General features: G+C 68.7%; 25 protein-coding genes and 4 pseudogenes. 18 read left to right on the top strand and 11 right to left on the bottom strand.

What is annotated here, in order from left to right; all coding sequences use genetic code 11:
* Window positions 1–46 precede the first annotated feature (46 nt).
* Window positions 47–469, top strand: coding sequence for an arsenate reductase ArsC (locus tag ABZ454_RS15200; RefSeq protein ID WP_359538374.1), 423 nt, complete (start codon window positions 47–49; stop codon window positions 467–469).
* Complete coding sequence (gene trxB, locus ABZ454_RS15195; protein ID WP_359538206.1) at window positions 466–1,440, top strand: thioredoxin-disulfide reductase; 975 nt, start codon at window positions 466–468, stop codon at window positions 1,438–1,440. The genes ABZ454_RS15200 and trxB overlap by 4 nt, the downstream gene beginning before the upstream one ends.
* Before the next feature lie 157 nt (window positions 1,441–1,597).
* Here trxB and ABZ454_RS15190 read toward each other — a convergent pair whose 3' ends face one another.
* Window positions 1,598–3,130: a hypothetical protein gene (locus ABZ454_RS15190; protein ID WP_359538382.1), complete on the bottom strand. Its 1,533-nt coding sequence runs from the start codon at window positions 3,128–3,130 to the stop codon at window positions 1,598–1,600.
* Between ABZ454_RS15190 and ABZ454_RS15185 the strand changes: the two genes are divergently transcribed.
* Window positions 3,125–3,799 carry a substrate-binding domain-containing protein gene (locus ABZ454_RS15185; RefSeq protein WP_359538373.1) on the top strand — a complete coding sequence of 225 codons (675 nt, stop codon included), beginning with the start codon at window positions 3,125–3,127 and terminating at the stop codon, window positions 3,797–3,799. The two genes, ABZ454_RS15190 and ABZ454_RS15185, sit on opposite strands and share 6 nt — an antisense overlap.
* Before the next feature lie 108 nt (window positions 3,800–3,907).
* Here ABZ454_RS15185 and ABZ454_RS15180 read toward each other — a convergent pair whose 3' ends face one another.
* Window positions 3,908–4,234 (bottom strand): TfoX/Sxy family protein, encoded by a 327-nt coding sequence (locus tag ABZ454_RS15180; protein WP_359538205.1) that lies wholly within the window; start codon window positions 4,232–4,234, stop codon window positions 3,908–3,910.
* 263 nt (window positions 4,235–4,497) lie between these two features.
* A complete protein-coding gene (locus tag ABZ454_RS15175) occupies window positions 4,498–4,809 on the bottom strand; it encodes a helix-turn-helix transcriptional regulator (protein ID WP_359538203.1) in 312 nt (103 codons plus the stop codon).
* Between the two features lie 298 nt (window positions 4,810–5,107).
* On the opposite strand from ABZ454_RS15175, the gene ABZ454_RS15170 reads away from it, so the two are divergent.
* The 3 genes and pseudogenes from ABZ454_RS15170 (at window position 5,108) to ABZ454_RS15160 (ending at window position 6,802) form a co-directional block, all read left to right on the top strand.
* Window positions 5,108–5,518, top strand: coding sequence for a MerR family transcriptional regulator (locus ABZ454_RS15170; protein ID WP_359538201.1), 411 nt, complete (start codon window positions 5,108–5,110; stop codon window positions 5,516–5,518).
* Between the two features lie 11 nt (window positions 5,519–5,529).
* A pseudogene (locus ABZ454_RS15165) lies at window positions 5,530–5,994 on the top strand (MFS transporter); the annotation flags it as partial.
* Window positions 5,995–6,037: 43 nt separating this feature from the next.
* Window positions 6,038–6,802: an MFS transporter gene (locus ABZ454_RS15160; protein WP_359538199.1), complete on the top strand. Its 765-nt coding sequence runs from the start codon at window positions 6,038–6,040 to the stop codon at window positions 6,800–6,802.
* 160 nt (window positions 6,803–6,962) lie between these two features.
* Here ABZ454_RS15160 and ABZ454_RS15155 read toward each other — a convergent pair whose 3' ends face one another.
* The gene (locus tag ABZ454_RS15155) at window positions 6,963–7,541 is read right to left on the bottom strand and encodes a hypothetical protein (protein WP_359538381.1); all 579 of its coding nucleotides are present in this window, start codon (window positions 7,539–7,541) and stop codon (window positions 6,963–6,965) included.
* Here ABZ454_RS15155 and ABZ454_RS15150 point away from each other — a divergent pair.
* Window positions 7,474–7,755, top strand: a pseudogene (locus tag ABZ454_RS15150) (SDR family NAD(P)-dependent oxidoreductase); the annotation flags it as partial. The gene ABZ454_RS15155 and the pseudogene ABZ454_RS15150 sit on opposite strands and share 68 nt — an antisense overlap.
* On the top strand, window positions 7,744–8,241 hold the full coding sequence (locus tag ABZ454_RS15145; RefSeq protein WP_359538371.1) for a PaaI family thioesterase: 498 nt from the start codon (window positions 7,744–7,746) through the stop codon (window positions 8,239–8,241). The pseudogene ABZ454_RS15150 and the gene ABZ454_RS15145, both read left to right, overlap by 12 nt.
* A gap of 689 nt (window positions 8,242–8,930) precedes the next feature.
* Here ABZ454_RS15145 and ABZ454_RS15140 read toward each other — a convergent pair.
* The 3 genes and pseudogenes from ABZ454_RS15140 to ABZ454_RS15130 form a co-directional block, all read right to left on the bottom strand.
* A pseudogene (locus tag ABZ454_RS15140) lies at window positions 8,931–9,437 on the bottom strand (transposase); the annotation flags it as partial.
* Window positions 9,438–9,467: 30 nt separating this feature from the next.
* Window positions 9,468–9,737: a hypothetical protein gene (locus tag ABZ454_RS15135; RefSeq protein WP_359538197.1), complete on the bottom strand. Its 270-nt coding sequence runs from the start codon at window positions 9,735–9,737 to the stop codon at window positions 9,468–9,470.
* Between the two features lie 75 nt (window positions 9,738–9,812).
* Entirely contained in the window at window positions 9,813–9,935 is a 123-nt protein-coding gene (locus ABZ454_RS15130; RefSeq protein ID WP_359538195.1) for a hypothetical protein, read from the bottom strand.
* 607 nt (window positions 9,936–10,542) lie between these two features.
* Between ABZ454_RS15130 and ABZ454_RS15125 the strand changes: the two genes are divergently transcribed.
* Window positions 10,543–11,352 (top strand): universal stress protein, encoded by an 810-nt coding sequence (locus tag ABZ454_RS15125; RefSeq protein ID WP_359538193.1) that lies wholly within the window; start codon window positions 10,543–10,545, stop codon window positions 11,350–11,352.
* A gap of 46 nt (window positions 11,353–11,398) precedes the next feature.
* Here ABZ454_RS15125 and ABZ454_RS15120 read toward each other — a convergent pair whose 3' ends face one another.
* Window positions 11,399–12,448: a lactonase family protein gene (locus ABZ454_RS15120; RefSeq protein WP_359538192.1), complete on the bottom strand. Its 1,050-nt coding sequence runs from the start codon at window positions 12,446–12,448 to the stop codon at window positions 11,399–11,401.
* 432 nt (window positions 12,449–12,880) lie between these two features.
* Between ABZ454_RS15120 and ABZ454_RS15115 the strand changes: the two genes are divergently transcribed.
* The 5 genes from ABZ454_RS15115 to ABZ454_RS15095 all read left to right on the top strand — a co-directional run bounded on the left by ABZ454_RS15115 (window position 12,881) and on the right by ABZ454_RS15095 (window position 18,108).
* Window positions 12,881–13,930, top strand: coding sequence for an NAD(P)-dependent alcohol dehydrogenase (locus tag ABZ454_RS15115; protein ID WP_359538190.1), 1,050 nt, complete (start codon window positions 12,881–12,883; stop codon window positions 13,928–13,930).
* A gap of 50 nt (window positions 13,931–13,980) precedes the next feature.
* Window positions 13,981–15,810 carry a glycoside hydrolase family 15 protein gene (locus tag ABZ454_RS15110; RefSeq protein ID WP_359538188.1) on the top strand — a complete coding sequence of 610 codons (1,830 nt, stop codon included), beginning with the start codon at window positions 13,981–13,983 and terminating at the stop codon, window positions 15,808–15,810.
* Window positions 15,807–17,240: a glucose-6-phosphate dehydrogenase gene (locus tag ABZ454_RS15105; protein ID WP_359538186.1), complete on the top strand. Its 1,434-nt coding sequence runs from the start codon at window positions 15,807–15,809 to the stop codon at window positions 17,238–17,240. Before ABZ454_RS15110 ends, ABZ454_RS15105 begins: the two co-directional genes overlap by 4 nt.
* A gap of 25 nt (window positions 17,241–17,265) precedes the next feature.
* A complete protein-coding gene (locus ABZ454_RS15100; RefSeq protein ID WP_359538184.1) occupies window positions 17,266–17,808 on the top strand; it encodes a gluconokinase in 543 nt (180 codons plus the stop codon).
* A gap of 102 nt (window positions 17,809–17,910) precedes the next feature.
* The gene (locus ABZ454_RS15095; protein WP_359538182.1) at window positions 17,911–18,108 is read left to right on the top strand and encodes a transposase; all 198 of its coding nucleotides are present in this window, start codon (window positions 17,911–17,913) and stop codon (window positions 18,106–18,108) included.
* A gap of 107 nt (window positions 18,109–18,215) precedes the next feature.
* Here the strand turns inward: ABZ454_RS15095 and ABZ454_RS15090 are convergent.
* Window positions 18,216–18,373, bottom strand: a pseudogene (locus ABZ454_RS15090) (transposase family protein); the annotation flags it as partial.
* A 1-nt stretch (window position 18,374) separates the two neighbouring features.
* Here ABZ454_RS15090 and ABZ454_RS15085 point away from each other — a divergent pair.
* Complete coding sequence (locus ABZ454_RS15085; RefSeq protein ID WP_359538369.1) at window positions 18,375–18,557, top strand: hypothetical protein; 183 nt, start codon at window positions 18,375–18,377, stop codon at window positions 18,555–18,557.
* Window positions 18,554–18,946: a Fic family protein gene (locus tag ABZ454_RS15080; protein WP_359538181.1), complete on the top strand. Its 393-nt coding sequence runs from the start codon at window positions 18,554–18,556 to the stop codon at window positions 18,944–18,946. The genes ABZ454_RS15085 and ABZ454_RS15080 overlap by 4 nt, the downstream gene beginning before the upstream one ends.
* A 214-nt stretch (window positions 18,947–19,160) precedes the next feature.
* On the opposite strand, the gene ABZ454_RS15075 is transcribed toward ABZ454_RS15080, so the two are convergent.
* On the bottom strand, window positions 19,161–19,619 hold the full coding sequence (locus ABZ454_RS15075) for a MarR family winged helix-turn-helix transcriptional regulator (protein ID WP_359538179.1): 459 nt from the start codon (window positions 19,617–19,619) through the stop codon (window positions 19,161–19,163).
* A gap of 104 nt (window positions 19,620–19,723) precedes the next feature.
* Here ABZ454_RS15075 and ABZ454_RS15070 point away from each other — a divergent pair, with 104 nt between their 5' ends.
* Together ABZ454_RS15070 and ABZ454_RS15065 are read left to right on the top strand one after the other, a co-directional pair.
* A complete protein-coding gene (locus ABZ454_RS15070) occupies window positions 19,724–20,755 on the top strand; it encodes an aldo/keto reductase (RefSeq protein ID WP_359538177.1) in 1,032 nt (343 codons plus the stop codon).
* A gap of 331 nt (window positions 20,756–21,086) precedes the next feature.
* Window positions 21,087–22,208, top strand: a complete 1,122-nt coding sequence (locus tag ABZ454_RS15065; RefSeq protein ID WP_359538175.1) for a Gfo/Idh/MocA family oxidoreductase — start codon at window positions 21,087–21,089, stop codon at window positions 22,206–22,208.
* A 196-nt stretch (window positions 22,209–22,404) separates the two neighbouring features.
* On the opposite strand, the gene ABZ454_RS15060 is transcribed toward ABZ454_RS15065, so the two are convergent.
* Window positions 22,405–23,367, bottom strand: a complete 963-nt coding sequence (locus tag ABZ454_RS15060; protein ID WP_359538173.1) for an NADP-dependent oxidoreductase — start codon at window positions 23,365–23,367, stop codon at window positions 22,405–22,407.
* Window positions 23,368–23,403: the final 36 nt, after the last annotated feature.

Below are 23,403 nucleotides of genomic sequence, written 5' to 3'. Positions count from 1 at the left end.
TCATCGGCGGCCGGGTTCCGCCATGCGACGAGAGAGAACGATCACCATGGCCGACAAGCCGTCCGTCCTGTTCGTCTGCGTCCACAACGCCGGCCGCTCCCAGATGGCCGCCGCCTGGCTGACCCACCTGGCCGGAGACCGCGTCGAGGTCCGCTCCGCCGGCTCCAACCCCGGCGACCAGGTCAACCCGGCCGCCGTCGCGGCCATGGCCGAGGTCGGCATCGACATCTCCGCCGAGACACCGAAGATCCTCACCGTCGACGCCGTCCGCGCCTCGGACGTCTGCATCACCATGGGCTGCGGCGACACCTGCCCCGTCTTCCCCGGCAAGCGCTACCTGGACTGGAAGCTCGAGGACCCGGCCGGCCAGGGTGTCGAGGCCGTCCGCCCGATCCGCGACGAGATCAAGACCCGCATCGAGGACCTGATCGCCGAGATCGCCCCGGCCAAGCCGGGGGCGACGGCGTGAGCGAGATACGCGACGTCGTCATCATCGGCTCGGGCCCCGCCGGTTACACCGCCGCCCTCTACACCGCCCGCGCCCAGCTCAGGCCCCTGCTGTTCGGCAGCAGCATCTTCGTCGGCGGCTCGCTCACGACCACCACCGAGGTGGAGAACTTCCCCGGCTTCCCCGACGGCGTCGACGGCCCGGTCCTCATGGAGAACATGCGGACCCAGGCCGAGAGGTTCGGCGCCGAGATGATCGACGACGACATCGTGGAAGTGGATCTGACCGGCGACATCAAGCTGCTCACCGACTCTGCGGGGGCCGTGCACCGCGCGAAGACGGTGATCATCGCGACCGGCTCGGGCTACCGCAAGCTCGGCCTGCGAGGCGAGGATGAGCTGTCCGGTCGCGGGGTGTCCTGGTGTGCGACCTGCGACGGATTCTTCTTCAGGGGCCGTGACATCGTCGTGGTCGGCGGTGGCGATACCGCCATGGAGGAAGCCACCTTCCTCACCCGCTTCGCCCGCTCGGTCACCGTCGTCCACCGCCGCTCCACGCTGCGGGCCTCGAAGGTCATGCAGGACCGGGCGTTCGCCGACGACAAGATCTCCTTCGCCTTCGACAGCGAGATCGCCGAGATCAACGAGACGAACGGCATGCTCGGCGGCGTCGTTCTGCGTGACGTCTTCACCGGCGCCACCCGCGACGTGGACGTGACGGGGCTGTTCATCGCGATCGGCCACGACCCGCGCACCGATCTGTTCACCGGCCAGCTCGATCTCGATGGCGAGGGCTACATCACCGTGGCCGCCCCGAGCACGGTGACGAGCCTGCCCGGGGTGTTCGCGGCCGGCGACGTCGTCGACCACACCTACCGTCAGGCCATCACCGCCGCCGGCACCGGCGCCGCCGCAGCCCTGGACGCCGAGCGCTACCTCGCCGCCCGTGGCGCGGCAGAGCCCGAGCGGGCCGCCATTGCCGTCGCGGGCTGAGCAGCATTCGCGAGCGGGGTCGTCCGGAAGTTCCGGGCGGCCCCGTTGCTGTCGATCTGTAGCGGCCGTCACCGGGAAGCTGGGAGCTCCTCAACGAATCGGCCCACCGGCATAGTGCATGGCGGACTTTGCTTGATGCCGAACTGGCGCACCAGCTTCAGCGAATTCGCGGCAGGGCCTTGTCGGGGTGCGCCGTGTGCACGTACTTCACAGCGATCCTGGGGTGGATACCGAAGAGCCGTACGAGACTGACCGGGTCTGCCGTCTCGCGGGCTTCGTCCAGGACACGGTCGGTCCACAGCTGGCGGGGCAGGAGCCCGATCTGGTCGAAGGCGGAACGCATCCCGGTGTAGCTGATCTGCGGCGATGCCGGGTGCCGGTAGGTCCAGGGTGTGACGACCAGATGGGGATTGGTGGCCCGGGGCCAGCGGGTGCGGCGTTCGCGCAGCCAGTCGGCCACCAGCCGGGTGCTCAGGTCGTCGAGGGAGACGATGTGAAGGTGCAGGCCCCGCCGTACCGCAATCGTCCGGTTCTTCAGGTTCACGTCGGTCAGCAGGAGCCGGGCCACCTCCATCGCGTGGATGGCGTGGATGGCGACCAGGCCGACGATAAGGCGGTCGCGCGGCCCGTCGAGTCGGTCCAGAATCCCGGCCAGACGGTCGCTGGACAGCGAACGCGGGAGGTCAGCGCTGCCCGGTGCCTTCAGTCCGGCAGTGGGGTTGCTGAAGATCAGCCGTTCCTGTTTCAGTGCCCGGAAGATGCTCCGCAGCACGCTGAGCAGCCCCCGGTACACGTTCCCCTGGTACCGGTCGAGCTGGGTCTGGACGTCCTCGCGCGTGATCTGCCGCAAGTCTTTGCCCGCGGTCGCCCACGCGGCCAGGGCGGGTGAAGCCATGCGCAGATAGCGGCGGATCAGCTGGTAGGCGGGTGAGTGCTCATAACAGCCGCCGCCGCGCATGACCTCGACCCAGGCGTGCATCTGCTGGGCCATCGGCTCGGGCAGTCGGGCGATCTGCTTGCGCAGCTCGTGAGCGTCGTGTCGGTCACGGCGGTCGACGCTCAGGCTTGCGACACCGTCCGGGATTCGGCACTGGACGTCGGTGAGCAACTGATCTGGCATCTCGTGTAGTTCGTCGGGATCGAGTAGACCGTGCTGGTCGAGGAAGGTGACCACGCTGTGGGTCACGGCGCCGCCTGCTGAGGCCGTGGCTGCGAGGGAGCGCACATCCCGTTCGGGGATCGGCTCATTTCCGCCCATCCAGGTCAGCAGCGTGCGCAGGACGACGGCGGCGGCGCCCTGCATCGTGCGCGGGTCAGCGAGCCACACCTTGGGATGGGCGGCGAAGAACGAGTCCAGCAGAGCCGCTTCCGAAGCCGGCATGTCCGACGCCGTGGTGACGAGGTGCCGACGCTGCCACCGGCGGGCCATCGCGAACAGGGAGAGCTGCCCTGAAACACCCGGCACCCACTCCGTCGGACGTTGTACGCGTGCCGTCCGGGTCCGAGCACGGGCCCGCCTCAGCGGCCCGGACCGGCCGTGCACGACGAATCCCAACTCTCCTGGTCTGCGCTTGAGCTGGTGGGAGAGCGGCCCGGCGAAGGAGAGCTGGGTGAAGGACTCGTCGGCGGTTACGGGGTCGTGCTCGCGGACGTAGACCAGGCACCCGCGACACAGTCCTTCCGCATGCACGGGCAGGCCGTCGCGTTGGCAGCGTGGACATCGGCCCGGCGGGTACCGCTCGGGCACGTTCCGCCAGGTGCCGCACCCACGGCAGCGCGTTGTTGTGATGCCCCAGCTGCCACAGTCCGCGCACGACCTGGTCGGCCACAACGCAGGGGGCGGAGCCGCCCGCGGCTCCAAGAGCCCGACCGTGTCCAGGAGCTCGGCCGCCGCCGCCTTGTCCTGCTCGACACCGGGTCCGAGGTCGGCGACCTCGGCTACCCCGTCCCCGACGTCGAGCTGAAACACCTCGACCTACGCGAGGTGCCCATGCTCACCGTTGCAGACCCCAACCACGCCCTCCTTGGACGACCGGTCTCTCCGCGGGAGGTTCGCGACGGCGCCATCCTCATCGGCCAGGAATCCCGCTGCTCGTTCTGGATAGCCACCCGACGCTGGCTCGGCCAGGGCACCGACCTGACCGCTGTCGGCGGACTCGCCCAGGTTCGTGAATGGGTAGCGGCCGGGCGGGGAGTTGCAGTCCTTCCCGACTTCGTCGTCCGCGACGATCTCGATCGGGGACGGCTCCAGGCCCTCGACACCCCCACGCCCCCGCTTCAGCTACGGCTCGTCGGGCGAGAATCCCGCAGCGAAGCCGAGCCGGTACGAACCCTCCTGTATGCCCTCACGCAGGTCTGATGCATCGAGTCATTGAGCAGGGTGTCAGTGTGTCGGCAGATGGCGCGGTAGGAATACACGCGGTCCGCGCTGACGGCCGTGGGCCGGCTACGAGCCGACGCCAATCGGTCATGTGGCCGGCAGCGTTGCGGTGTAAGCCAGCGCGGTTGCGATCCAGTGGTCCAGCGCGCTGTCGTCAAGGCTTTCCCCGGCGGCGCGCACCCAACCGCGCATCGTGCGCGAGCCCATCACGGCGGGCCGCGCACCGGGGCGGGCAAGTGCGTCGTGCGTGCCCTCAGGGCCGACCCGCACGAGCAGATCATCACCGCTCACCGCGACTACGAGATTCCCGTGGGCGAGGAAGGACAGCCCGCCAAACATGCGTTTCTCGGCCACGCCGTTCTCATTCTCCAGCCGCTCACGCACCCGCTGCGCCAGTACCTCGTCATAGGCCATAGCCGAGCAGCATAGGGTCATCCGTTGTGCTCGCGGCCTTTCCCTGAAGCTCCGTCGCTCGGCGGTCAGCCCGCCGCCCTGTGCGTAGCGCATACCACTGGACTACCGCAGGGATCACTACCCGTCACCCATCCCGACAACATCCCGAACGGATCAGTAATTGACCCCTCTGACATCGCGATGCAGTGCTGTCGGCGAAACGGCCCGCCAAGGCATCACCGTCGTCATCGCGTAGCTGTGACCAGTGCGTTTTGGGACGCACCCTAGTCCGCAGCGATGACGGCCTGGATCAGGCCCGGGAATCTGCGCTCCAGGTCGTCCTTGCGCAGGCGCATGTAGAGCCCGTTCCCGGCGTCGCGTTGATGGACCAGGCCCGCCTCGCGCAGCACCCGCCAGTGACGTGTGCGGCTCGACTTGCCCACGGGCAAATCGAAGGAAGCACAGAGTCGTTCCTCATCGGGTCGTTCGGCCAGTTCGGCCACGACCCGGCGCCGGTTCTCGTCGGCAAGCGCCAGAAGGACCGCCCCTACCTCCAAGTCGTCGACCTGCGGGTGCGTCAACTCGCCTGCTGCCACTGCTCCACCCCTCGACAAGGTACGCATGCACGCGTACCTTTCTGGAGGTACGCCACATGGCGTACCTTACCCCTGGGGGCCCCATGTCTGCATCTACCGCCTCACGCGGCCGAGTTCTCTCGCGCATGCGCGCTGCCCTGCGCAGGATCCTGCTCATCGAGCACTCGCCGTTCATGACTCTCTGATCCCACGGAGCCACCCCGCTCCCATTGCGTTGCCGGGGCATGCGGATGCCGGACGTAGGACTGCGGTACGCGCCAGCCGCGTACCGTGGTCGCTGAATTCACGAGGCGGGGTCATGCAGATCGGGGAGCTGTCGGAGCTGACGGGGGCGAGCCGCCGCTCGATTCGTTACTACGAGCAGCAGGGGCTGCTGGAAGCGGCGCGGACCAGGAAGGGCTGGCGGGAGTACGACGAGCACGCGGTGAACCGGGTCTTGAACGTGCGGGAGCTTCTCGGGGCCGGCCTTACCGCGGAGGACATCAAGGCGGTCACCCCGTGCCTGGACATGAAGACCGAGGAATTCCTGGCCTGTGACAGCGGCCCGGACGGGCTGCTGGCCATGTACGAGCAGCGTCTGGCCGTCGTAGAGGCCAAAGCCGCGGAGCTGCAGCGGCACCGGGCCGAACTCGTGCAGCACATCGCCCGCCTGCGCGCCAGCGCGACCGACACCGAGAGCTTTGCGGAGCTGCTGCGCTCCGGCGCTTGATCCTGACACCGGTGTCACTACCTAGCGTGCCACGGACGCCGCGCGTCCGCGGTTTAAACGGAGGTAGTCGACCAGTGAAAAGCACCGCCCTGCCGGGCTGGCTGTACGTCTTGTTTCTTACCCTGCTGGCCACGGCCACCGACGAGTTCGTCATCGCCGGCGTGCTGCCCGCCCTCGCCAACGACCTGGAGGTCAGCGTCGCCGCCGCCGGGCAGTTGGTGACGGTGTTCGCCGTGGTCTACGCGGTCGGCGCGCCCACCCTCTCCGTACTCTGCGAACGGTTCGCGAAGCGGACCGTCCTGGTCACCGGCCTCCTGCTATTCGTCCTGGCCAACGTGGCAGCAGCCCTCGCACCCGGATACTGGTTCTTGATGGGTGCCCGGGTGGCGGCAGCTCTCTGCGCGGCAATGGTGGCCTCCGCGGCGTTCGCCACCGCAGGAGCCGGGGCCCCCGACGGCGCACAGGGCCGGTATCTGGGAGTGGTGAGCGCCGGGATGACCGCCGCGCTCTTCAGCGGGGGTGCCGCTGGGCTCCTGGCTGGGCGGAGCCTTCGGATGGCGGGCCACGTTCTGGACGATCGCCGCCGTCGGAGCGGTCGCCGCAGCGGGTCTGCTGGCCACCGCCCCGGCCGTACCCGGCAGCGCCCCCGCACCGCTGCGCGAACGCCTCGCGCCGCTGCGGGAGCTCGCCGTGCTCCGCCTGGTGACGGTGACGTTCCTGGCCGCGAGCGGCGGGCTGATGTTCTACACCTACCTCGGCACCTACACGGCCGAGGTAGCGGGAGGTTCATACGGTCTGCTGTCGTTCGCGCTGTTCCTGGTCGGCGCCGCCGGCCTCATCGGAGCGCTGCTGTCCGGGCGCGCGACAGACCTCTGGGGCCCGCTGCGCAGCCTGCGCCGCGTCCTTGCCGGACACGCACTCATGCTGGCCCTCGCCGCCGGTCTCATCTTCAGCGGCATCGACAACCGGTACGTCCTGGCTGCGGTCATCGCCTGCTGGGCCGTCTTCGCCTGGGCGCTCACCCCGCCCGTACAGGGCAGCATCCTGGCCGCCGCAGGCCCCGCCGCCGCGATGACCGCCCTGTCGCTGAACATCTCCGGCCTCTACCTCGGCACAGGCGTCGCCGCTGCCGTTGGAGGAGCCCTCATCGGCACGCTCGGCATCCCCTCCGTCCCCCTGGCCGCCACCGTCCTTATGCTTCCGGCCTTTCTCCTCTCTCCATCAGTGCCGCGGGCCCAGGACTCGACAGGGCAAACGATCGGCTCGAACGCTGCGAGCGCCTGAGATCGCGTTGCTGTATGCGACCCCGGGTACCGCGCCCTCGAGTTCGAACTCCGTCTCCGCCGCAAGGGGCATGACGCACGCGAGATGGCGGCAGGAGCCTCAGGGGCTGGTCAGCGGATTCGGGGAAGTGCCTTGTCGGGATGCGCCGTGTGCACGTACTTCACGGCGACCCCGGGGGGATACCGAAGAGCCGCACGAGACGAACCGGGTCTGCCGTCTCACGGGCTTCATCGAGAACGCGGTCGGCCCACAACTGGCGGGGCAGAAGCCCGATCTGGTCGAAGGCAGAGCGCATGCCGGTGTAGCTGATCTGCGGCGACGCCGGATGCCGGTAGGTCTGGAGAGTGACAAGTAGGTGCGAATCGGTGGCGTGAGGCCATCGGATGCGGCGTTCGCGCAGCCAGTCGGCCACCAGCCGGGTGCTCAGGTCGTCGAGGTAGACGACGTGGACATGCAGGCCCCGCCGTACCGCGATCGTCCGGTTCTTCAGGTTCACGTCGGTCAGCAGGAGCCGGGCCGCCTCCGTGGCGTGGATGGCGTGGATGGCGACCAGGCCGACGAGGAGGCGGGCGCGGGGCCCGTCGAGGCGGTCCAGAATCCCGGCCAGACGGTCGCTGGACAGGGGACGCGGGAGGTTGGTGCTGGCCGGTGCGTTGAGACCGGCGGTTGGATTGCTGGCCCGTTTCGTCCAGATCGACGTGGCCGACGACGCGTCGGTCGACGCAGCCGCCGCCGACATCGCGGCTCACGAGGGCGGCATCGACGTCCTGATCAACAACGCCGGAGTCTTCGGGACGCATAGGCCCGCCGACCGGATCAAGGTCGCCGACGCGAGCGCGGTGTTCGACGTCAATGTCGTGGGGATCGACCGGGTGACGCACGCGTTCCTGCCGATGCTGCGCAAGTCCGCGAACCCGGGCATCGTCAACGTGTCGAGCGGCATGGGGTCGTTCGCGGGCCGACGCCGCGTACGGGCTGAGATCCCGGACGTCGACGAGCTCCCCGGCGGAGTACGTATGTACAGCCCCGTCACAGGACCGGGCAGTCCGCTCGCCCCACCCGTATCGGTGAGGGAGGACGGTGACGGTGTCGTCGGGCATTGCACCCTCGGTATCGCCCACGAAGGCCCGCCCGGTTACGCACACGGCGGCATGAGCGCCATGCTCCTCGACGAACTGATGGGTCGGGCCTGCGCGGAGGCCGGGATGCCTGCCATGACCATTGCCCTCCAGGTGAGCTACCACCGCCCCATCCCCGTGGAGACACCCCTGCGCCTGTCTGCCCATGTGACACGGATCGAGGGCCGGAAGGTCTTCGTGGACGGCTCGATCAACAACGCAACAGATTCGGCAGAGTTGTTGGTCAGCGCGGACGGCACTTTCGTCGCACCGGACCCCGAACGCGCAGGCGCCCTGTTTTCGGGGGCGAAACAAGGATGACCGCCCCACTCTCTTCATGAGAAGGGTGCGGCTCGTTGGACGCCGTGGTCGGCGTGCGTCAGACTCGCGCACGTAGTGCCCGTAGCGCACACAACGCACACGGCCGATTTGCCCCATTGCGCCTGCGTGAGTCGCTGACCTGCGACTCCTTCCACACGTTTGTGTTCCACATGTTTCGCGATGACGCATCACGTGGAGTGCGTGGCGATCCTGGAGCCTGCTGCAAAGGGGCTCTGACCTGCGGCTTTATCGTGTTTTCCAGAGGCGGTCAGTGGTGCTCGACCTGTTTCCCGGAGTTCACCGCGTGGGGCCTGTTGTAGGTAGCCGCCACGCGGCTCACCTGCGGTTTCGCAGCGGGAGCGTGCGTCCAGGACGCTCTGCTCAACTCCGTCAGAGACGGGTTCGGGAGATGGCTTGACGCTCGTTCGACGCTGTTTCTGACGGAGTGTGAGGTGGTCGTCCTGGGACCAGATGGCGGGGGGCAATCGACTTTTTCGGGCTCAACCCGTCGAGTAGCGCGTTAGCCTCGATCTTTCGTGATGGTTCGTTAGGTCTCGGGGTAGCCCGCTTCTGCTTGTAGGGTCGGTGACGGGTAGGCCGATGGCCCGGCTGTCGCGTCGGGTTGGCGCTGGGTTCCACGACTCCGGCGATGGGTGGTGCTACTTGTCGGGGCGGGTGGCTGCTGGTCGTCAGCCAGGGTTCGGGAGGGCGTCGATCCGCTGGATCGCGTTGGTGATGATGGCGGTCCAGGGCCAGTGGCGGGTGAATCTAAGGTGCCGGCGGCGTGCGGTGGTGACCAGCTGGGCCGCGGCGGAGAACAATCGCAGCCGCAGGCGGCGGGGCTCCCAGATTCTCGGTTTGCCGGTCAGGGCAAGCATGGGCAGCCAGGCCAGCAGGTCGAGCGCGAGCTGGACCATCTCCAGCCGGATCCAGTTCTGAGCTGTCTCATGTAGGGGCAGGTTCCGCAGGCCGGTGGCGCGCGTTTCGGATGCGGTCCTCTGCTCGGGCTCGCTGGCGGTGCCGCAGTTCGAGCGCGGCGATCGGGGTGTTGGTGGCGAACGCGGTGAGCCGAAGTCCGTCGGCGTCGGTGAACCGCAACTGTGCGCCGGGGTGGGGGCATTCCTTGCGGACGATCACCGCATCCCCTTCCGTCAGCCCTTGAGGCAGTCGCCGTCCAGCTCTGCCACCCAAGCGCCATGCGGGACGTCGTCGCCGGACGCCGCAGGTCAGGTGATCGTGGACCTGGACGGACGTTGCAGGTCGGGAGCACTCTTCGCGTTTCCGATCACGTACCGGACGCCCCACCACGTGAAGGTTCGGGGCTGACCGCTGACGGATCCGGGATGGAGCCTGCTCAGCAGCCACACGATAACGAGGTCCAGGGTCATCACGATGATGGACCACACCGGGTAGTACGGGATGAACATGAACTGAGTGATCAGACTGACCCCTGCCAGCGCGGTGCCGGCCGCCCGCCCCCAGCTCTTGCCGGCCAAAATTCACACGCCGGCAATGACCAGGGCCAGTCCGATGACGAGGTGAAGCCAGCCCCAGGCGGTTAGGTCGAACCGTTAGGCGTATTGAGGTGAGGAGAACAGGGTGTCGTGTGCGATGCCGGTGACACCGAGAAGAATGCTGAGCGGGCCACTCAGCGTGAGCATCGCCCCGGCGGACAGCGATGCGCCGCTGATCATTTCGCTGTTGTCAGGCTTCCGCTGCCATGGCCGTCGCCTTCCTGATCCTGCGCGGTCACCACCGCACACCGACCAGCGAGGAATGCCACGCTCGCTTGACAGCCTGCACTGGTTCTTTCGGGCCCGCGATTGCAATGCCTCAGCACGGACCGCGGACTCTCGGCCCTCTGGGCCGGACCGCTGTGACCATATGGCGGGACGCCAGTTCCGGCCCCCCCCTGGGGCAGTCCGGGCCCTGGCCAGGAGGTTTGGGCGCAGGGCAGGACAGGTGCGTTCGGGAACCCCCGCCGCGGTCCATGGTCAGCCCCGCGCCGCGTAGCCGCAGCAAGTGACGCCACTCGTGTGGGAGTTCAGCGCGCTGTTGGCCGGGCTGGAGAGGCGGCGAGGCCCGCAGCGCACACCGACTCGATGGAGGTGGCGAAAGGCCCGGACTCCTGGGCGGCCGCCGACTGCCGCACGCGCACCAGTTTCGCTGTTGTCAGTGGGTAGTCGAACCCGCATGGCGCAGACATGCGGCTGATGAAATGCGATCTCCGCTGCCTGCTGCGATGGCAGCAACGCATCGCCGGAGTGAGGATGGGAAGCCGGAGCGAGCGTTGGAGGAGCGGTGGGCAATCTGGTCGTGGTGGGAGTGGATGGCTCGTCTTCGAGTCTTGCCGCAGTGGAAGCGGCTTCGGTGGAAGCCCAGCGGCGCCGTGCGGAGCTGCGGGTGGTACACGCCTTCAGTTGGCCTGTCAGGCCCATGTATACGCCGCTGGACCCATCGCCGCTCAATCGCTTGGTGCACGAGGCGGCGCAGCATGCCCGGAGCGTGGCACCTGAGGTGGAGGTCACCGAGGCCGTGGTGACTGGCGACGCCGTGGCGGTTCTGGAGGCTGAGTCACGAGCCGCCAGCCTGGTAGTAGTCGGCTCCCGGGGTATCGGGGGCGTCATCGGGATGCTGCTGGGATCAACGGCAGTGTCCCTGGCCGCCCACAGTCAGTGCCCGGTGATGGTGGTCCGCGAGGAACCGGCTGGCGGCGGGCCGATCGTGCTGGCTGTTGACGGCTCTTCGGCCGGTGAAAAGGCGGTCGATTTCGCTTTCTCCGAGGCAGCGCTGCGCGAGGCTGAGGTCGTCGCCGTGCACGCGTCGCCGCCGGGCTATGCGCCGCTCGGTGCGGGCCCCGAGAGCGCGGAGCGTCTGCTGGCCCACGCACTCGCCGGCCGTACGGAGAGGTATCCGGACGTCGCGGTCAGACATGACGTGGTGGGCGGTGAAACCCGCGAGGTATTGATCGAGGCGAGCAGGACTGCGCAGCTCTTGGTTGTCGGAGCCAGGGGGCGGGGCGGTTTCGCCGGACTGCTCTTGGGTTCGGTGAGCCAGGCGCTGTTGCACCACGCGCACTGCCCCGTCACCGTGGTCCGAGGCCAGGCATGACCTGACCGGCGCGGTGAGGGATCCTGTCGCATGAAGCTCTCGGCCGTCAGGCAAAGACGACGTTGGAGGCCGCCGGGACCGCCAGGGAACCTGCGCGGAGCGGGATGCCCGTGGCTGAGTCGACGTCCAGCCACGTGACGTCGCCTGAATGCTCGTTGGCCACGTACAGGTGCGTGCCCGACGGGTCCAGGACCAGATCGCGCGGCCACCGACCCCCGCACGGCACCGACGCGATCAGGTCCGCCTGCTCACCGATCGCATCGAGGGCCAGGACGGCGATGGTATCGGTGCCACGCACGGCCGCCCACAAGTGGCGACCGTCGTGTGAGACGACCGGCGCCGATGGAGAGACGGCACCGTCGATACCGTCCGGGAACAGCGACGTCGCCCCCACCGGCTCGAGCACCCCGGTAGCAGCGTCCCAGCGGTACACGGTGATGGTGGGATCAAGTTCTCCGAGAACGTACACGTGACGTCCGGCCGGGTGGAAGGCGAGGTGACGCGGGCCGGTGCCGGGCCGAAGCGCTGTCTCCCTGTGCAGCGTCAGCTTCCCGGATCGTGCGTCCAAGGAGCAGATCCGCACCGAGTCGGTGCCGAGGTCGACGCTGAGCACCCAGCGTCCCGATGGATCGGGAAGCACCTGGTGCGCGTGCGGGCCCAACTGGCGGGCGTGGTCCGGCCCTCTGCCCTCGTGGCAGAGGACGTCGCTGGCGGCCTGCGGGGTGCCGTCGGCGGCGAGCGGCAGTACGGTGACGCTGCCGGAGTCGTAGTTGGCGGTCAGCAGGTGATCGTGAACGACTGCGAGATGCGTGGGTGCCTCCCCGTGCACGGCCACCGGTGCGCAGATCGAGCGGGGCACTGGACCGGCGATGTCCCAGGCGGCAACCGCACCCTGTGCCGTCTCGGAGACTGCGTAGAGGACCGGGCCAGCCCCGGTGTGCTGGACGGCGAGATACGACGGGTCGGGTACGCCGTCAACGACGCCGGTTTCGGTCAGCGCTCCGGATGCCGGATCCACGGCGGCCACTAGGATTCCGCGCCCGCCCGCTGAGGTGAACGACCCGATGAAAGCCCGCCCTGTGCCCTTCTCACCCACAGCGTCCTCCACCCTTGCTCATGCGAAACGCGACGCTAGCAGAGGTGTCTCCCCCGCTGCGTCAGGCAATGCCTGCGTGCGGGCGGATTCAGCAGGATGGCCGTGGGCACCGGCTCTCACGATCCCGGCGCGCGGGGGGCGGCCGTCCTGGCGGTGGAGATTCTGCTTTGCCGACGTCTGGGCTGTGAACGACGCCGCTTTTCGTCACCGACCGGAGCATCACGAGAACTGCTTGCACCGGCCGTGACGGCGTGAGCGCCGGCCGGTCCGCTTCACCACAGTGGCTCTGCCGTCGGCGCGGTCGAGTCGCGAGCAGGATCTGCCCTTGCGACAGTGAGAGAACGAGCGGCGCATCCGGCCGCCGGATGCCAGGGCCAATTCATCGGCACCCCGTTGCTACGGGGGCGGTGTGCCAGGAAGAAGGAAAGACGAGTGAAGGCGTTCGTGATGAAGGAGATCGGGCGTGTGGGTTTCCTGGAGAAGCCCGTTCCGCAGCCGGGGCCGAGCGATGCTGTCGTTCAGACCACCCGGGCCCTGATCTGCACGTCCGACTCCCACACCGTTCAAGGAGGCATCGGTCCTCGGGAGAACCTGACGCTGGGCCACGAAGCGGTGGGGATTGTGCATGCTGTGGGCAGCGAGGTGAAGGACTTCCGGCCCGGCGACCGTGTGCTGGTCGGGGCCATCACCCCCGACTGGGGTGACCCGGCCTCTCAGAACGGATACCCATCACAGTCCGGAGGACCGCTCGGAGGCTTTAAGTTCGCGAACTCCAAGGACGGGGTCTTCGCCGAATACTTCCATGTGAACGATGCAGACGCCAATCTCGCGAAGATCCCCGACGCCATCAGTGATGAAGCCGCGGTCTACTGCGCTGACATGCTGTCGACCGGCTTCATGGGCGCGGAAAAGGGCAATATTCCCATCGGCGGGACCGTGGCCGTGCTCGCTCAGGGGCCGGTGGGCCTGATGGCAACCGTGGGGGCCCGGCTCCGCGGTGCCGGCCTCGTTATCGGGGTCGAATCAGTTCCCGAGCGGCAGAAACTCGCGCGTACCTACGGCGCGGACGAGATCGTGGATTTCACCAGCGAGGATGTCGTCGAACGGATCCATGAACTGACACAGGGTCAGGGCGTCGACACGGCCATCGAGGCACTCGGCGCGGACGTGACCTTCCAGACGGCGGTCAAAATCACCAAGCCCGGAGGCACTGTCTCCAACATCGGCTATTTCGGCGAAGGGGAGTTCGTACGCATTCCCCGCGTCGAATGGGGCGTCGGTATGGCCGACCAGACGATCGCCACGGGCCTCTGCCCCGGAGGCCGGCTGCGCATGGAGCGACTGCTGCGGGTACTGCAGACCAAGCGCGTCGATCCCGCGCACATGACGACCCATGAGTTCCGCTTCGATGACATGGAGCGCGCCTTCGAGGTGTCGGACAAGAAACTCGAGGACGTCGTAAAGGTAATGATCACCTTCTAGGTGCCCCCATTGGGTCGCGCGATTGTTTGAACCTGTGGAGGAGAGGCGGCATGCACGATCCCGATCCCCCCTTCCGGCCGATTCGCCAGAGGGAGGGCTACCTGCCGCTGGAGGATCTCGGCCTCATCGGTGACGGTGCGACGGCCGCGCTGGTCGGCCTGGACGGTTCCATTCCCTGGATGTGCCTGCCCCGGTTCGACTCCGAACCGCTGTTCTGCGGCCTGCTCGATCACGCACACGGAGGGCACTTCACGCTGGCCCCGGAAGACCTCGTCGAGGCGCGACAGCGCTATGAACCCGACACCGGCATTCTGGCCACCGAAATGCGCAGCCCCACCGGCGTGGTCCGCGTCACCGACGCCCTCGTTGTGCGCTCCGGCACCGACCTGACCGACGACGCCCCGGGGGACCGGGCCGAACTCGTACGTTCAGCTCTGGTCCTGGAGGGCAAAGTCCGCCTGCGGATGGACCTGGAGCCGCGCGGCGGCGGCCAGGCGCGACCGCTGTTCAGCGGGCTGGAAGTACGACCGTCCCGACGGTCCGACCTGCGGCTGCACCTGCGCTCCACCCGCCCCCTCACCGGCCTGCACAGCACACACGACCTGCAGCAAGGCGAGCGCCTCGATCTCGTACTGTCCTGGGGCCGCTTCCACCGCCACCACCGGTTCGACGCCGACACGATGCTGCAGGCAACCGCCGACGCGTGGCGCCGCTGGATGAAGCACTTCACCTACAGCGGCCCCGAGGAACCCTTGGTACGACGCGCCGCGATCACACTGAAACTGTGCGACGACTGGACCAACGGATCGCTCGTCGCGGCCCCCACCTCGTCTCTGCCCGCACCGATCGGCGGGATCCGCAACTGGGATTACCGCTACGCCTGGATCCGGGACGCGGCCTACGCCGTCTTCGCCCAGCGTCGCATCGGCTTCGCCGGCGAGGCCGACGCCTTCCTCGGATGGGTCCTGGACGCCTTCGAGTACGGCAAGCGACCCCGGATCATGTACACCGTGGGCGGCAGCCCGGTACCGGACGAGGTCGAGGACAGCGAGCTGGAAGGCTACCGGCGCTCCGCCCCGGTGCGATGGGGCAACGGCGCGGCCGACCAGCGCCAGCACGACGTCTACGGCGAGATCATGGACTGCGCCGACCAGTGGCTTCGCTCCGGCGGACAGATCCAGTCCGCGCTGTGGGCCAGCCTGGCCGGGCTGGCCGACGCCGCAGGGCAGGCGTGGCGCCAGCCGGACCAGGGCATCTGGGAGGTCCGCAACGAGGGCCGGGTGTTCACGTACTCGGCCGGGATGTGCCAGGTGGCCCTGGACCGGGCCGCAGCCATCGGTGAACGGCTCGGCCTCCCCGGGCGGATCGCCGAGTGGCGAACCTCGGCCGACCAGCTGCGCCGGCTCATCCTGGAAGAGTCCTGGGACGAGAAGGCGCAGACCCTGAGCGCACATCTCGACGGCGGCGGCGCTTTGGACGCCAGCCTGCTCGCGCTTCCGCTGCGCCAGGTCGTCCCGGCCGATCACCCACGGATGGTGGCCACCACCACGGCCATCGCCGAGCGCCTGTCGGCCGGTGACGGCCTGCTCTACCGCTACCTGCACGACGAGTCCCCCGATGGCCTGGCCGGCGACGAGGGCGCCTTCGTGCTGTGCAGCTTCTGGCTGGTCGACAACCTCATCGGCCAAGGACGCATCGAGGCGGCCGAGGAGCTGTACGCCTCGCTGTGTGCCCGCGCGAGCCCACTGGGACTGCTGTCGGAGCAGATCAACCCGGCCACAGGAGAGTTCATGGGCAACTTCCCTCAGGCATTCAGCCACATCGGAATCATCGCCAGCGGCGTGAACCTCGCCCGAGCGAAAGCAGACGCCAACACATGATCAACCGACTCGTCATTTTCGGCGCGACAGGCGACCTCAGCGCCCGATACCTCCTGCCGGCCATGGCCGCCCTGCAGGCGGCAGGACACCTCGGCGACCGGTTCCGCATGACCTGCGCGAGCCGGGAGGACTGGAGCACCGAGCAGTACCAGGAGTGGATCACCCGTCAGCTCGGCCGGCACGGCGGATCCTGCCCGGCCGACGCCCACCAGGCGATCGCAGCCTCGGCCCGCTACCAAAGGGCCGATGTCACCGACGCCGCCGACGTCAGAGCGGCCGTCGCCGGTGACGAACCCGTCGCGGTCTACCTCGCGCTGCCCCCCTCACTCTTCCCCCGCGTGGTCGGCGCTCTGCACCAGGCGGGCCTGCCATCGGGCAGCCGGATCGTGCTGGAAAAACCATTCGGCGAAGACCTGGACAGCGCACAGGAACTGAACCGGCTGCTCGCCGATCTGGTACCGGAGCAGGCCGTGTTCCGGGTCGACCACTTCCTGGCCATGACGACCGTCCAGAACGTGCTCGGCAGCAGGCTCGCCAACCGCGTGCTCGAACCCCTGTGGAACAGCACCCACATCGCCGAGGTGGAGATCGTCTGGGACGAGACCCTCGCACTGGAAGGCAGGGCCGGCTACTACGACCACGTGGGCGCACTGAAGGACATGGTGCAAAACCACCTGCTGCAAGTACTCTGCCTCGTCGCCATGGAACCCCCCATCACGCTGGGGGAACGGGACCTGCGCGACCGTAAGGTCGACGTTCTGCGATCCGTGCGGCCGCTGACCGACCACGACGTGGTGCACCGCACGCGCCGCGCCCGCTACTCGTCCGGCCGAACCGGCGACCACGCCCTCCCGTCCTACGCCGACGAGGAAGGCGTGGACCCGCAGCGCCGCACCGAGACCTTCGCCGAGGTGGAACTGGAGCTGGACAGCTGGCGCTGGGCAGGAACGACGTTCCGGCTCCGCAGCGGCAAAGCACTCGGAACGGACCGCAAAGAGGTCGCGGTGCGTTTCCGTTCCGTTCCCCACCTGCCCTTCGGCCACAGCGGGGAAGTCCTGCCCAACGTGCTGCGCTTCGGACTCGAACCGGAGGGCCTGACCCTGGATCTGATGGGCACAGGCGCCCAAACCGGCCACCTCACCCCCCTCAAGCTCGCCGCTGGGATGGAACCGCCTGACCTGCCCGCCTACGCCACGCTGCTCCTGGACGTCCTCAAAGGAGACCCGGCCCTGTCGATCCGCGGCGACGAGGCAGAGGAAGCATGGCGCGTACTCGAACCCGTCATTTCGGCGTGGGAGAGGGATCTCGTTCCGCTGCAGGACTACCCGGCAGGCTCGGACGGGCCGCCCGCTCGGCAACCGTACGGCCCTGGCCCTGCGCGGCGGGACGACCCGCTCCATGAGGAAACGGCCCTGCAGGACGACGCCTGATTCGACGACCCGGAAGCTGTCTGCCATGGAAAGTGAGCACCCCGAGGCCAAAAGGGCCGGGCACCGCCTACCGTGTGTTGTCGTGATAGGGGTGTCTGGGGTGGGCAAGAGCACGGTCTCCCGGATCCTTGCCCAGAGACTGGACATCCCTTTCGCCGAGGCCGACGATTTCCATTCGCCTGCCAACATCGCCAAGATGTCAACCGGCGTCCCGCTCGATGATGCCGACCGAGAGTCCTGGCTGGACTCCATCGGCCGCTGGCTGCACGAGCGCGACGTGGCAGGCACCGGAGGCGTGGTGGCCTGCTCAGCACTGCGGCGCCGCTACCGAGACGTCTTGCGCACCACATGCCCGACCGCCTTCTTCGTGCATCTGACGGCCGGCCATGATCTCCTGGAGAGGCGCCTGAGCGAGCGCGCCGATCATTTCATGCCAACAGCGCTGCTGGATTCGCAGGAGGCGACGCTGGAACCGCTGGAGCCGGACGAGCGCGGAGGCTCAGTGGAAACGGGGCCAACTCCCGACGCCGTCGCCGAGATGGCCTTGGAGTTGCTGCCAAACCGATGACCTTGGCGGTCGGACGGCGAAGGCGAGGTAGGTGCCGATTGGGCTCGATCCGCTTTGACGGACATCCGAGATCAGGGGTTCAGCCCCGAGAGGATGTCCGTCATGGAGAGCATGGGGAAGAAGAGGCCTCGCCGCCCTCGCCGTTCGTTCACGCCGGAGTTCAAGGCCGAGATCGTCGGGCTGCGCCGACGGGGTGACCGCTCGGTCGGTCAAGTGGCCAAGGACTTCGAACTGACCGAGACCGCGGTGCGGGACTGGGTGAACAGGCAGGGATCGACGCGGGCGAGCTCAAGGGGCTGACCAGCAGCGAGCGCGAGGAGTTGGCCGCGTTGCGGCGGGAGAACCGTCGCTTGCGCGAGGATGTCGACGTCCTCAAGCGAGCCACAGCTTTCTTCGTGAAGGAGACGCGCGAGGGCAGCCAGAAGGTCGACGGCCTCGCGTATGTAGCAGTAGGCCGTGGCGATCCCGATGCGGAAGCCCGCGGCAAGGCGAGCATAGGTGTCGCCGCAGCGCAGGTGGGCCAGGACGAGCAGGGCCTGCCGGCCGCAGGACACAGGCGACGCCAGCTGCGACTCCCCGACGACCTCGACGCGAAGCTCACCGAGCGTGCCCGTCGCGAGCGCCGCAGCAAGCAGGAGCTCGCCATCGAGGCCATCCGTGAAGCCCAGAATCGCGCCGAGCTGAAGGTCGATGACGTCCTGACCGAACTCATGGACAGCGATGCGGAGATCCTGGACCACCTGAAGTGACCGAGGTGCGCTACCTCCAGATCGACGAGATCCTGGCCATCGCCCGCGCGGTCACTGGCACGGAGCACAGTGTGCGTGACATGGGGCTTTTGGTGTCAGCGATCGAACGGCCGCGGACCGACCTGTTCGGGTCCGAGCTGTATTCCACGCTGCACGAGAAGGCGGCCGCACTGCTGCACTCCGTTGCCCGGAATCATGCGCTGATCGACGGCAACCAACGCACCGCCTGGCTTGCCATGCGCGTCTTCCTGCGGCTCAACGGCGTCAGCGCCGGTACTGTCCCCCCGCCTGTCTCCGTTGCCGGACCGTTCGTAGAGGACGTCGCGCAGGACCGCATCGACGTCCCGGTCATCGCCAAGCGCCTCTCGGCCTGGTTCCCCGTTTCCTGAGGCACGACGACGTGAGGGCCGGGACTCAGGTACCCGGCGCCATACCGGCCGGAGGAGTCGTGCGCGGCACGGTGGGGGAGCCGGTGCCCGGGGTGCACGCGGGCGGGCTCGCGCGTCCTCGCTGACGTGTACCAAGTCGAGCAGAGGGGGCGGCGTCGACCGGGGCGGGGCCGGTGGCCGTGTTCCTGCGGTGGGTGGGCCTCCGTTCACGCGGCTACAGCCGGCGCAGGACAGAGCTCAGCGTTTCGATCTCCTGCGCGGAGAGCTTGTCGGTGAAGTGCCGGCGTACCGCGGCGTCCAGGCCGGGGTGTACGGCGGAGATGGCCTGGCGTCCGGTGTCGGTGAGGGCGACGGTGACACCACCGGCGCGTTCGCGGGTGACCAGTCCGCGCTTTTCCATGCGGGTGAGCTGATGGGAGATGCGGGTGCGGTCCCAGCCGAGCGACGCGGCGAGCTCACTCTGGCGCAGGAAACCTCCCGCCTTGCTGAGGCTGACGAGGATCGTCAGGTCCGGCTCGGACAGGCCCGCCGCCTCGGCCGTATCCGCGATCACGCGGGCGCGGACGACTTCGTGGGCGCGCTTGAAGGCGGACCAGAGGTCAACGGGATCCGGGGCGGTCCTGCCCACGGGCTCGTCCGGCTCGGGAGCTCCGCCCTTCGGTGGCGTTGACATATCAACAACCTCTTCCTAGTGTTGAAATGTCAACGCTAACAGGTGGCCGCCCCGTATCGGCCTCCGTCTGTCGCGCCCACTTCTCCCACCCCGCAGGAGGGTCCATGCGAACCCGAACCCTTGGAACCGCCGGCCCGCAGGTCGCCCCTCTTGCGCTGGGCTGCGCGGGCATGTCCGACCACACCGCCCCCGCTGACGAGGCCGACGCCATCGCCACGATCCACGCGGCCCTCGCGGCCGGCGTCAGTCTCCTCGACACCGCCGACTTCTACGGCATGGGCCACAACGAGGACCTCATCCGCCGCGCCCTCCGCGACGGCCGGCGCGAAAAGGCGCTCCTGAGCGTCAAGTTCGGCGGCCTGCGCGGCCCCGACGGAGCCTTCGTCGGCATCGAGGGCCGGCCCGCCCATGTGAAGAACGCGCTCGCCTACTCGCTGCGCCGCCTCGGCACCGACCACGTCGACATCTACCGGCCTTCCCGCCTCGCCCCCGACACCCCGATCGAGGACACGATCGGCGCCGTCTCCGAACTGGTCAAGGCCGGATACGTGCGCCACATCGGACTCTCCGAGGTAGGGCCGGAGACCATCCGCCGTGCCCACGCCGTGCACCCGGTCTGCGACCTACAGATCGAGTACTCCCTGTTCAGCCGTGGTCCCGAGACCAACGGCATCCTGGACACCTGCCGCGAACTGGGGATCGGCGTCACCGCTTACGGGGTTCTCGCGCACGGTCTGCTCACCGGTTCCTACCGACAGCCGGCCGGAGGTGACCCACGCACCGATTGGCTGCCCCGTTTCCACCCCGACAACCTCGCCACGAACCTCGCCCTCGTCGACCGGCTGCGACCGTTCGCCGACGCACACGGCGTCAGCGTCGCGCAGCTCGCCACCGCCTGGGTCATCGCCCAGGGCCGCGAGCGCGGCACCGTCGTCGCCGTCCTGGGTGCCCGCCGACCGCACCGCATCGAGGAGGCCCTGGCGGCGGCCGACGTCACCCTGACCGAGGCTGACCTCGGCGGGATCGACAAGGCCGTCCCGGCCGGCGCGGCGGCCGGCACCCGTTACGCCGCCGCCCTCATGGCTCTGCTGGACAGCGAGCGTGACCCGAAGTCGTCTGGGCTTAGGGGGAATTGACCGGTGGTCAGGTATGCGTCGCGGCTTCTCGCGGCACGGCCTCCGTCAGTCTCCTCGTGAGCCGAGCCGGAAGGAGCGCGATACCCACAGCGGCATCGTGAGCTGCTCGCCCCTCCACGGCATCACCCGCTCACCTCGGTACCACCGGGCGTGAACTACGTGCGCCGACGCCTGCTCGACACGCGGCTCCACCTCTCATCAGACGCCTGCTCGACACGCGGCTCCACCTCTCATCAAGCGGGCACGCGAGGGTCACTTCCGTACGTGTTCCATGCCGCTGCGAGTGACGTTCGTGCCCTCCACGCAAAACACAAAGAACAGGGGACGAAGCATGAACACATCTGAGTCACTGCTTGCCGATCTGGCCCGGACCGAGAAGCCGATCGGAGTAGGGATCATAGGACTCGGGGCACACGGCAGCTGGGCCGAGCGCTCTCACCTGCCTGCCCTGCGCGCCGTCCCGGGTTATGAGCTGAGGGCTCTGAGCGCGAGTTCGCGACAGTCGGCGGAGCGCGCCGGGCAGAAGCACGGTGTGCCCCGTACCTTCGGGACGGCGGCCGAGCTGGTTGCCTGCGACGAGGTGGACCTGGTGGTCGTGGCGGTGAAGGTGCCGCACCACCGGGAACTGGTGCGGACGGCGCTGAGCGCGGGCAAGAGCGTGCTGTGCGAGTGGCCGCTGGGCAACGGGCTCGCGGAGGCCGAGGACATGGCGCGGCAAGCACGCGGCCATGCTGTGCCGACCGTCGTCGGACTCCAGGCGCGGTCGCACCCGGCCCTCGCCTACGCACGGGACCTCGTGGCCGAGGGCTACGTGGGGGAGGTGCTGTCCACGACGGTCGTCGGCTCCGGCGGCGCCTGGGGCGCCACCGTCGGCCCCGGCGATCACTATGTGCTCGACGCCGCGAACGGGGCGACGCTGCTGACCGTTCCCTTCAGCCACGCTCTCGACGGACTCTCGTCGGTCCTGGGAGAGCCGGAGGAATTGCGGATCCAACTGGTGTCGCGGCGTACGTCGGCCCTGGACACCGAGAGCGGACTGCCCGTGCCGATGACCGCCGCGGACCAGGTGCTGGCCTCGGGACGGCTGCCGGGCGGAGCGGTAGCCACGTTCCACTACCGCGGAGGCATGTCCCGAGGAACCAACTTCCGCTGGGAGATCAACGGCACCGAGGGCGACCTCGTCCTCACCGCCCCCATCGGCCACCCCCAGCTCAGTCCGGTCACCCTCGAAGGCGGCCGCGGAACGTCCACCGCGCTGGCTCCCATGACGGTGCCGCACTCGTACGTTCGCGTCCCGCGGCTGGACCCCCGAGCCGACGCGCCGGCTTACGCGGTCGCCCACGTCTACCGGCAGTTCCTGGACGACCTGCGTGAGGGCACGTCACGCGTGCCCGATTTCGCACACGGCGTCGCCCGGCACCGCAGCATCGCATCCGCCACTACGGCAGCGTGACCGGATGTGGGGGCCTCGGGCGGATGAGCCGAGCCGGTGAACAAGGACGACCGACCTGCGGCCCTGTGGCTCGGGCGGCGCGCCGGCCCCGTTTCGCGCCGTGGAAGGGGCGGGGTGGACGTGTCACTCGTTCACACACGCCTGACCTGTGGTCAGAGGGTGCGGAGTACACGGCGGGCTCCGGAGGGCGCAGGAGTCAGTCGGTCACGGTGAGGACGAGCTTGCCGCGGGTGCGGTTGGTCTCGCCGAGACGATGGGCCTCGGCGGCCTCCTCCAGCGCGAAGGAGCGCTCCACCTCGACGCGGACCGCGCCGGAATCGACCAGGCCGGCGATCGTGGTCAGGGCCGGGGAGTCCGGCTCCACCAGGAACGGACTGCTGCGCACCCCGGCCCGTCCGGCCACGGTGGCGAGGCGCTCCGAGACGCCGCCGGGAATCGCGATGACGAGGCCGCCGGGACGGGTCACCGACACCGAACGCGCCGCGTTGTCGTCCTGGTCCCCGAGCAGGTCGATGACGACGTCGATGTCGCCCGTGACCTCCTCGAACCGCTTCCGCGTGTAGTCGATCGTCTGGTCCGCGCCCAGTTCCTCGAGCCAGGCGTGCCGGGGCTCGCGGGCGGTCGCCACGACCTCGGCGCCGAGGTGCTTGGCGAACTGCACGGCCAAGTGCCCGACGCCGCCGGCCGCCGCGTGCACGAGTACGCGCTGCCCGGGCCGCACGTCGGCGGTGTCGACCAGGGCCTGCCACGCGGTGAGCGCCGCCAAGGGCAGGGCGGCGGCCTCGACGTGACCGATCGAGGCCGGTTTGCGGGCGAAGTGGCGGGAGGGAGCCGTGACGTACTCGGCGTACGCACCCGCGGGCCGCGGGAACCAGGGCATGGCGTAGACCTCGTCTCCCGGTGCGAGAGTGGTGACGCCGAAGCCGACCTCCTCCACCACGCCGGAGACGTCCCACCCCAGGATCAGCGGCATCGTCTGCAATCCCGCCATGCCCTGACCCGCGCGGGTCTTCCAGTCCACCGGGTTTATCCCGGCGGCGTGGACGCGCACCAGCACCTCGGTCGGCAGCGGTTCGGGGCGGGCCACCCGCTCGGCGGTCAGAACCTCGTAGCCGCCGAATTCCTTGATCGTGACGGCACGCATGGTGTGCTCGCTCATGCTTCCTCGCTCATGTCCGGTTCCTGTGTTCTCTCG

Origin of the sequence: Streptomyces sp. NPDC005803 (assembly GCF_040630435.1) — a bacterium.
Taxonomy (GTDB): Bacteria; Actinomycetota; Actinomycetes; order Streptomycetales; family Streptomycetaceae; genus Streptomyces.
The sequence above is the reverse complement of the archived record's forward strand: the minus strand, read 5'-3'. Positions and strand labels throughout refer to the sequence as shown.

Coding starts and splice junctions, on each gene's coding strand:
- ABZ454_RS15155 (WP_359538381.1), bottom strand. CDS start 7,541: ATGTCGGCGGCGGCTGCGTCGACCGACGCGTCGTCGGCCACGTCGATC.
- ABZ454_RS15200 (WP_359538374.1), top strand. CDS start 47: ATGGCCGACAAGCCGTCCGTCCTGTTCGTCTGCGTCCACAACGCCGGC.
- ABZ454_RS15060 (WP_359538173.1), bottom strand. CDS start 23,367: ATGAGCGAGCACACCATGCGTGCCGTCACGATCAAGGAATTCGGCGGC.
- ABZ454_RS15130 (WP_359538195.1), bottom strand. CDS start 9,935: ATGATCAGCGGCGCATCGCTGTCCGCCGGGGCGATGCTCACGCTGAGT.
- ABZ454_RS15145 (WP_359538371.1), top strand. CDS start 7,744: ATGGGGTCGTTCGCGGGCCGACGCCGCGTACGGGCTGAGATCCCGGAC.
- ABZ454_RS15095 (WP_359538182.1), top strand. CDS start 17,911: ATGGAGAGCATGGGGAAGAAGAGGCCTCGCCGCCCTCGCCGTTCGTTC.
- ABZ454_RS15100 (WP_359538184.1), top strand. CDS start 17,266: ATGGAAAGTGAGCACCCCGAGGCCAAAAGGGCCGGGCACCGCCTACCG.
- ABZ454_RS15180 (WP_359538205.1), bottom strand. CDS start 4,234: ATGGCCTATGACGAGGTACTGGCGCAGCGGGTGCGTGAGCGGCTGGAG.
- ABZ454_RS15065 (WP_359538175.1), top strand. CDS start 21,087: ATGAACACATCTGAGTCACTGCTTGCCGATCTGGCCCGGACCGAGAAG.
- ABZ454_RS15110 (WP_359538188.1), top strand. CDS start 13,981: ATGCACGATCCCGATCCCCCCTTCCGGCCGATTCGCCAGAGGGAGGGC.
- ABZ454_RS15075 (WP_359538179.1), bottom strand. CDS start 19,619: ATGTCAACGCCACCGAAGGGCGGAGCTCCCGAGCCGGACGAGCCCGTG.
- ABZ454_RS15105 (WP_359538186.1), top strand. CDS start 15,807: ATGATCAACCGACTCGTCATTTTCGGCGCGACAGGCGACCTCAGCGCC.
- ABZ454_RS15170 (WP_359538201.1), top strand. CDS start 5,108: ATGCAGATCGGGGAGCTGTCGGAGCTGACGGGGGCGAGCCGCCGCTCG.
- ABZ454_RS15070 (WP_359538177.1), top strand. CDS start 19,724: ATGCGAACCCGAACCCTTGGAACCGCCGGCCCGCAGGTCGCCCCTCTT.
- ABZ454_RS15185 (WP_359538373.1), top strand. CDS start 3,125: ATGCACGGGCAGGCCGTCGCGTTGGCAGCGTGGACATCGGCCCGGCGG.